The organism is Paenibacillus alba (genome assembly GCF_013204855.1).
In the GTDB taxonomy this organism is placed as follows: Bacteria; Bacillota; Bacilli; order Paenibacillales; family NBRC-103111; genus Paenibacillus_E; species Paenibacillus_E alba.
Map to the genome: position 1 here is coordinate 1 of NZ_JABMKZ010000107.1, position 702 is coordinate 702.

The following is a 702-nucleotide window of genomic DNA, read 5'->3' on the forward strand; positions in this document are numbered from 1 at the left end:
CGCATTTCCCCTTGCTCGATGCAAATTTCCCTTGTCCAAGCATCAAGTATTTGTTGGGATGGATGGAGACATTCACTCCCCCGGCAATGGCTACTTCACATCCCCCGCTTCGTAAGCCTTGGCATGCCAGGTGAATGGCCGTTAATGAGGATGAACACATCGTATCTACCGCCATGCTCGGACCATGGAAATTACAGAAATAGGACACCCGGTTTGCTATGGAGGATGGATTCCCCGATAGGGCCACATTATTGCCACGGACCTGCTCTTGGGCTCCGTAAAGCTGGTATTCTTCGTACATGACCCCTACATAAACCCCTACGTTCCCCTTCAATCCAAATGCCTCATGTTTTCCCAGGCTCTCTCTGGTGTACCCCGCATCCTCCAACGCTTCATAAACACACTGCAGGAACAATCGCTCCTGTGGGTCCATGATTTCTGCTTCTCTTGGTGTGATATGAAAGAAGAGGGGATCGAATTGATCCACTCCCTCTATAAATCCTCCCCATTTGCTATAGGTTTTCCCTATTTTGTTTTTGTCTTCGTCGTAGTATAACCTGTGATCCCAACGCTCTTGCGGGATCTCCGTTATACAATCCTTGCCGCTTTTAAGATTCTGCCAAAACTCTTCCATCGTCCTCGCTTGGGGATACCGCCCTGCCACCCCAATGACGGCTATGTCCATTCCCTCGTTTTCTCTTC

The 702-nt window shown here is 49.4% G+C and carries 1 protein-coding gene; it reads right to left on the reverse strand.

Annotated features, from left to right (window positions below; translation table 11 throughout):
* A partial coding sequence (locus HQN90_RS40160) for a beta-ketoacyl synthase N-terminal-like domain-containing protein (protein WP_173227995.1) occupies positions 1–702 on the reverse strand: 702 nt, incomplete at both ends.